This is a genomic window from Peptoniphilus sp. (assembly GCF_034090345.1).
Lineage (GTDB): Bacteria > Bacillota > Clostridia > Tissierellales > Peptoniphilaceae > Peptoniphilus.
On the sequence record NZ_JAXDSS010000105.1, the window covers coordinates 1 to 6,627 of the forward strand.

Annotated in this window: 9 protein-coding genes and 1 pseudogene; all 10 read left to right on the forward strand. The window is 30.8% G+C overall.

Annotation, left to right across the window (positions count from 1 at the left end):
* A partial coding sequence (locus SOR77_RS08215; RefSeq protein WP_320636631.1) for a DHHA1 domain-containing protein occupies window positions 1-584 on the forward strand: 584 nt, incomplete at its 5' end.
* A gap of 37 nt (window positions 585-621) precedes the next feature.
* A complete protein-coding gene (locus tag SOR77_RS08220) occupies window positions 622-870 on the forward strand; it encodes an IreB family regulatory phosphoprotein (protein WP_320636632.1) in 249 nt (82 codons plus the stop codon).
* A gap of 101 nt (window positions 871-971) precedes the next feature.
* Complete coding sequence (ruvX, locus tag SOR77_RS08225) at window positions 972-1,412, forward strand: Holliday junction resolvase RuvX (protein WP_320636633.1); 441 nt, start codon at window positions 972-974, stop codon at window positions 1,410-1,412.
* The gene (locus SOR77_RS08230) at window positions 1,390-1,635 is read left to right on the forward strand and encodes a DUF1292 domain-containing protein (protein ID WP_320636634.1); all 246 of its coding nucleotides are present in this window, start codon (window positions 1,390-1,392) and stop codon (window positions 1,633-1,635) included. The genes ruvX and SOR77_RS08230 overlap by 23 nt, the downstream gene beginning before the upstream one ends.
* An 11-nt stretch (window positions 1,636-1,646) precedes the next feature.
* Entirely contained in the window at window positions 1,647-2,102 is a 456-nt protein-coding gene (locus SOR77_RS08235; RefSeq protein WP_320636635.1) for a Fur family transcriptional regulator, read from the forward strand.
* Window positions 2,103-3,767, forward strand: a complete 1,665-nt coding sequence (locus tag SOR77_RS08240) for a ribonuclease J (protein WP_320636636.1) — start codon at window positions 2,103-2,105, stop codon at window positions 3,765-3,767.
* Between the two features lie 36 nt (window positions 3,768-3,803).
* Window positions 3,804-4,457 (forward strand): O-methyltransferase, encoded by a 654-nt coding sequence (locus SOR77_RS08245; protein ID WP_320636637.1) that lies wholly within the window; start codon window positions 3,804-3,806, stop codon window positions 4,455-4,457.
* Window positions 4,454-5,674, forward strand: a complete 1,221-nt coding sequence (locus SOR77_RS08250; protein WP_320636638.1) for a U32 family peptidase — start codon at window positions 4,454-4,456, stop codon at window positions 5,672-5,674. The genes SOR77_RS08245 and SOR77_RS08250 overlap by 4 nt, the downstream gene beginning before the upstream one ends.
* Window positions 5,671-6,294 (forward strand): uridine kinase, encoded by a 624-nt coding sequence (udk, locus tag SOR77_RS08255; RefSeq protein ID WP_320636639.1) that lies wholly within the window; start codon window positions 5,671-5,673, stop codon window positions 6,292-6,294. Before SOR77_RS08250 ends, udk begins: the two co-directional genes overlap by 4 nt.
* A gap of 146 nt (window positions 6,295-6,440) precedes the next feature.
* Window positions 6,441-6,627: pseudogene (locus tag SOR77_RS10250) on the forward strand (helix-turn-helix domain-containing protein); the annotation flags it as partial.

A 6,627-nucleotide genomic window follows, 5' to 3' on the forward strand; every position in this document is an offset into this window, starting at 1 on the left:
TGTTTAAAATAATTTCAGAAAGTGGTATATCATCTGGGGTTAGAAGAATAGAAGCTATAACTGGACCTGCTGTTTATGAATATTTAAATTCATTAGAAAATTTAAGGGATGAATCAGCTCAAATTTTAAAGACAACTAAGACAGAGGTTATCTCAAAAATTTCTTCGATAGTTAATTCTATAAAAGAATATGAAAAGGAAATAGAAAGCCTTAAACTTAAATCAGCAAAAGATGAATTATCTGGTATAATAGAGAATGTAAAGACTAAGAATGAAGTATCATATGTAACTTATAGTTTTGAAGGAGTAGATGTTAACACTCTTAGAAATATAGCAGATGATGTTAGAGAAAAAATGGGTAATATTATAGTATTACTTTCTACAGTTGTAGATGGAAAAGTTAATTTTGTATGCGCTGTTTCTAAAGAGTTAATTTCTAAGGGATACTCTGCTGGAAATATGGTAAAAGAAGTTGCTAAAATCGCTCAAGGTGGCGGTGGCGGTAGGTCAGATATGGCAACTGCAGGAGCTAAAGATGCTAGTAAAGTGCAAGAAGCATTGTCAAAGTTAGAGGAATTGATTTAATGTAAGTATTTCTATGTTATAATTACAGGAGGAATATATGAACGATAAAAATCAAACACAAATTTTCGAAAAACAAGCTTTAGAATCAGAAATATTTAAAAATATTTTAAAGACAGTTTATGTAGCTCTGGAAGAAAAAGGGTATAATCCAATAGACCAAATAATAGGATATATTTTATCCGGAGATCCAACATATATAACTAGTCATAATAATGCAAGATCTATCATTCAAGAAATTGAAAGAGATGAACTTTTAGGTGAATTATTAAGATCATATCTTAAGTAATTTACTAAAAAATAATAAGCTGTTAAATATAATGAGATGGATTTCCATCTCATTTACATATTGAAGTTTAATAGCCAATATGTACCTTTGAGGTTGTGGTTATGAGGAAAATACTTGGACTTGATGTAGGAGATAAATGGATTGGTGTTGCGATAAGTGATGAGTTACTTATGACAGCTCAACCATTAGTTACTATAGAGAGAGTTTCGAATAAAAAAACATACGAAGAAATTTATGAGATAATTTTAGAAAATAAAATAGAGACAGTTGTTGTAGGATTACCGAAAAATATGAATAATACAGTTGGCCCTCAAGCTGAAAAAGTATTAAAATTTTCTGAAAAGTTAAAAAATAAATATAAAGTTGAAATTATTTATATTGATGAAAGAATGACGACTCTTTCTGCAGAACGAGTATTGATAGAAGGAAATGTTAGGCGTGAAAATCGTAAAAAATATGTGGATAAGATAGCAGCCACATATATTTTGCAGACTCACCTTGATATTTTGAGGAGGAATAATGCAAAGGCAACTCTTTATTGATGAATATGACAATGTAGTTGCTTTCATAGTAAAAGCTAAGTTTAACATTGACGAAAACAGATATGTTGCTATAGCTCCTGTTGATGACCCGGGTTCAAAAACTTATATATATAAGATAGATATTGACCCATATGGTAGTGAGAGTATTACAATGCCTGAACGTTCAGAGTTATATGAGGCCTTTAAGGCATATGAAAAAGTAAAAAATGATACACTTCAGTGAGGTGCTTTAATATGGATAATAGTGTTGAAAATGTAAAAGATATATTAAAAGAACATGGACATAAGTTCACTAGACAAAGAGTAGAAATTTATAAAGTTTTTGTAGACAATCAAGGTGCTCATTTGTCTACTGAAGAAGTTTATAAAGAAGTTTCTGAAAGAAATAAAAACATTGGTATAGCAACTGTGTATAGAACAATGCTTTTATTTGAAGAAGTAGGAATTTTAGACAAGATAAGTTTTGATGACGGTGTAACTAGATATGAATTAAAGCATGAGTCTGGAGAAGAACATAGACATCATCATTTAATTTGTGTAGATTGCGGAAAAGTTACTGAGGTGAAATTAGATTTATTAGATAATTTAGAAAAAGAAATAGAAGAAGAGGAAAATTTCAAAATAGTTGACCACAGCCTTAAATTCTATGGACATTGCAAAGACTGCTATCAAAAGTTAAAAGGAGAATAGATGAAAAATAATGGAAGAGTTAGGATAATTCCCCTTGGAGGGATGCTTGAAATTGGTAAAAATCTAACTCTAGTAGAGTATAAAGATGAAATTTTGATTGTTGATTGTGGGATGACATTTCCAGGGCATGAGTTGCTTGGAATTGATGCAGTAATCCCTGATGTGACATATTTAATCAAAAATAAAGACAGAATTAAGGCTATGATTTTAACTCATGGGCATGAAGACCATATAGGAGCGATACCTTATGTTTTAAGAAAAATAAAAATGCCTATATACGGTACTGCACTTACAATAGGGTTACTTGAAAATAAATTAAAAGAGCATAATATTGGTAAAGTAGATTTACATGTAGTAAATGACGGAGACAATGTTAAGATTGGTAAAATGGAAGTTGAATGGATTCATGTTAATCACTCAATTCCAGGAGCTTGTTGCTTAGCTATAAAGACGCCACTTGGGTATGTATTCCATTCAGGAGACTTTAAAGTAGACTTCACACCTATTTCAGGTAAAATTATAGATTTAAATAGAATTGCTCAGATAGGCGATGCCGGAGTATTAGCTATGATTACAGAGTCTACTAACATTTTACGTGAAGGATATACAATGAGTGAAAGCTCTGTTGGTGAAACTTTTAATAGAATATTTGCAAGTACACCCGATGCTAGAATAATCATTGCAACATTTGCTTCAAATGTGCATAGAGTTCAACAAATCATAAATGCAGCTGAAAAATTTGGGAGAAAAGTTGTTCTTTCAGGCAGATCTATGTTGAATGTAACAGATACTGCAATTAGATTAGGATATATGAATGTCAAGAAGAGCACTATAATTGATGTCAAAGAGATGGGTAAGTATGAAGACAATGAGTTGGTTTTAATAACTACAGGTTCTCAAGGGGAACCTATGAGTGCACTAACTAGAATAGCATACAATGAACACAGAAAAATACAATTGACCTCAAATGATGTTGTAATATTGTCTGCTACACCAATACCTGGCAATGAAAAAGATGTTTCAAGTGTAATAAACAAATTGTTAGAATCAGGTGCAAAAGTTATTTATGAATCTCTTGGAGAAATACACGTTTCAGGTCATGCTTGTGAAGAAGAGCACAGATTGCTTCAATCATTAGTTAAACCAAAGTATGTAATACCAAACCACGGAGAATATAGACACCTTTTAAGACATGCTGAAGTGGCAGAAAGCATGGGTGTGCCTAGAGAGAATATCTATATTATGGAAAATGGAAATGTGTTAGAAATATCTGAAGATGGTGCCAAATTAGTGGCAGATGTTCCATCAGGAGATATCTTGGTAGATGGACTTGGAATTGGTGATGTTGGGAATATAGTATTAAGAGATAGGAAACACTTAGCAGAAGATGGTCTAATCGTTGTTGTAGTTACAATTTCTAAAAAAGATGGAAAAGTTATTTCAGGACCGGACATTATATCTAGAGGGTTTGTATATGTAAGAGAATCTGGTGATTTAATAGAAGATTCTAGAAATGTTATTAAGAACACATTAAAAGAACTTGAAAATAAGAATTTAGGGGATTGGGCATCAGTTAAAACATCAATAAGAGACAACCTAAAGTCATTCTTATTTAGTCAAACTAAGCGTAACCCAATGATACTTCCAATAATTATGGAAATTTAAGGAAATCACAAGATTTCCTTTTTTTATGAGGTTTATATGAAAAGCGAAGTTTATAGAGAAGTAGTTTACGATCATGTAATAGATTATATAAATTCATTTAATGATCCGGGATATTTAAAAGATATGAGAGATTATGCAGAAGAAAATCATGTGCCTATATTAGAGAGAGAAACAGAAAGCTTTATAAAATTTTTATTGAACACAACTAAACCCAAAAAAGTTTTGGAATTAGGTACTGCTATAGGGTATTCAGCAATTTCTTTTACTTTAAATTCTAGTATTGAGTCATATACAACTGTTGAATTAAGAAAAGATTTCACAGAAATAGCAAGAAGAAATATAAAAAAATACAATCTTGATAATGTTATAGAAGTAATAAATGGAGATGCTTATGAAGTAGCAAAAACTTTACAAAGTGTATATGATATAATATTTATAGATGCAGCTAAGGGTCAATATAAAAAATATTTTGATGAATGTGAAAAACTTTTGAGTGACGAAGGAATAATTATTTGTGATAATATCTTATTTAGAGGAATGGTCACGAAAAAAGAGTTAGCTGTCAGGAGAAAGAAGACAATAATTAAAAGGTTAAGTGAATTTATAAGTTATATTAAAACCAATGAACGTTTTATATCAAGTATTCTCCCAATAGGAGATGGATTATTATTAGTTAGGAGAAAAGTTTGAAAAAGATAGAATTACTTGCACCTGCTGGGGATTTAAATAAACTTTATACTGCAATAGATTATGGCGCTGATGCTGTTTATTTAGGCGGAGAAAGTTTTGGGCTTAGAAAAGCTTCTAAGAATTTCTCTATAGAAAATATAAAAAAAGGTGTTGAATATGCTCATGAGAGAGGTAAAAAAGTTCATGTAACTATGAATATAATACCTCATGAAGATGATATAGTTGGAGTAGAAGAGTATGCGGAACAATTGGAAGAAATAGGAGTAGATGCAGTTATAGTTTCAGATCCAGGTATGTTTATGAGAATAAAAGAAGCAACAAATCTACCTATTCACATATCTACGCAAGGTTCTGTAACTAATTCGTCTACAGTTAATTTTTGGGCTAAAATGGGTGCTGAAAGAGTTGTATTGGCTAGGGAATTATCTTTGGAAGAAGTTAGAAAAATTGTAAATGAAGTAGGAAATAAGATAGAGATAGAAACTTTTGCACATGGTGCAATGTGTATGGCTTATTCTGGAAGGTGTTTGCTTTCTAATTATATGACTGGTAGAGACTCAAACCAAGGGGATTGTTCTCAAGCTTGTAGGTATAAATATTATTTGGTTGAAGAAAAAAGACCAGGAGAATATTTCCCTATAGAAGAGTATGAAGAAGGTTCGTTTATTCTAAATTCAAAGGATTTATCTATGATAGAACACATAGATGATTTAATACAATCTGGAGTAGCGAGCTTAAAAATTGAAGGCAGAGTAAAGAGTGAATATTATTTGGCAACAGTAATAAGAAGCTATAGAATGGCTATAGATTCTTATTATGAAAACCCTAAAAATTATAAATTTGACTCTTCACTATTAGATGAGATTAAGAAAGTAAGCCATAGAGACTTTACTACTGGATTTTTTTATGGGAAGGCAAATGAAGATTCTCAAGTTTATACAGACAATTCATATATCCGAGGATATGATTTTGTTGGAATAGTTTTAGAATATGATAAAAACACTAAACTTGCAAAGATAGAACAAAGGAATAGAATTTTTAAAGGAGAATCTGTAGAAATATTTGGACCATCTGTTAAGCATTTTACTCAAAAATTAGAATATATGACAGATGAAAAAGGAAATGAAATAGAAGTGGCGAATAAAGCTAAACAGATTTTTTATTTAAAGCTTGACAAAGATGTTGAGCCAGGGTATTTATTGAGGAAAGAGATATGAGAGAACCAATTATTATAGGTATAGCAGGTGGCTCAGGTTCTGGAAAGAGTACTGTAACAAATGAATTATTGTCAATGCTTGACAGAGAAAGAGTAACTGTAATAGAAGAAGATAGTTATTATAAAGACCAATCAAATGTGGCATTTGAGCAAAGAGTCAAGACTAATTATGACCATCCTTTTGCTTTTGACCATGATCTTTTAGTTGAACATTTAACTAAGCTAAAGAACAAAAAGAGTATAGAAAAGCCAATATATGACTATGAAGTTCACAACAGAAAGAAGATAACTGAAAAAGTTGTGCCTAAAGAGGTAATAATTTTAGAGGGAATACTTATTTTAAGTGAAAAAGAAATAAGAGATTTATTGGATATAAAAGTTTTTGTTGATACAGACAGTGATGTTAGAATTATAAGAAGAATCTTAAGAGACATGAAAGAGAGAGGCAGAAGTTTAGATTCTGTAATATTACAGTATATGTCAACAGTAAGGTCTGCACATCTTCAGTTTGTAGAGCCGTCTAAGAGATACGCTGATATAATAATCCCTGAAGGTGGATACAATAAAGTTGCAATAGACCTTATATATTCTAAAATAAAAAATTGGTTAATTGTAAAATGAAATTGAACTAAAAAAAATCCCATAGTAAATCACATTTGGTATAATTGATTCACCAAAAACAAAAAAACCAAAAGGTGATGACTATGGAATATAATAATACTACAACAAATTCAAGAAAAAATAAACATTAAAATGATTTCGAAAGAGGACAAATTCAGCTTTTACACAATAAAGGCTATTGCGCGTACAAGATAGCTAAAGAACTCAATAGATCTTCAAATACAATCAGAAATGAATTAAAACGAGGAACAGTCCCCCAAATTAAAAACAATAAAGAAGTAGAAGTATACTATCCCGATACAGGAAAGACAGTTTATGAGAAACATAGAACAA

Excerpts from the sequence above, each read along its gene's own strand:
- SOR77_RS08220 (WP_320636632.1), top strand. The coding sequence starts at position 622 with ATGAACGATAAAAATCAAACACAAATTTTCGAAAAACAAGCTTTAGAA.
- ruvX (WP_320636633.1), top strand. The coding sequence starts at position 972 with ATGAGGAAAATACTTGGACTTGATGTAGGAGATAAATGGATTGGTGTT.
- SOR77_RS08230 (WP_320636634.1), top strand. The coding sequence starts at position 1,390 with ATGCAAAGGCAACTCTTTATTGATGAATATGACAATGTAGTTGCTTTC.
- SOR77_RS08235 (WP_320636635.1), top strand. The coding sequence starts at position 1,647 with ATGGATAATAGTGTTGAAAATGTAAAAGATATATTAAAAGAACATGGA.
- SOR77_RS08240 (WP_320636636.1), top strand. The coding sequence starts at position 2,103 with ATGAAAAATAATGGAAGAGTTAGGATAATTCCCCTTGGAGGGATGCTT.
- SOR77_RS08245 (WP_320636637.1), top strand. The coding sequence starts at position 3,804 with ATGAAAAGCGAAGTTTATAGAGAAGTAGTTTACGATCATGTAATAGAT.
- udk (WP_320636639.1), top strand. The coding sequence starts at position 5,671 with ATGAGAGAACCAATTATTATAGGTATAGCAGGTGGCTCAGGTTCTGGA.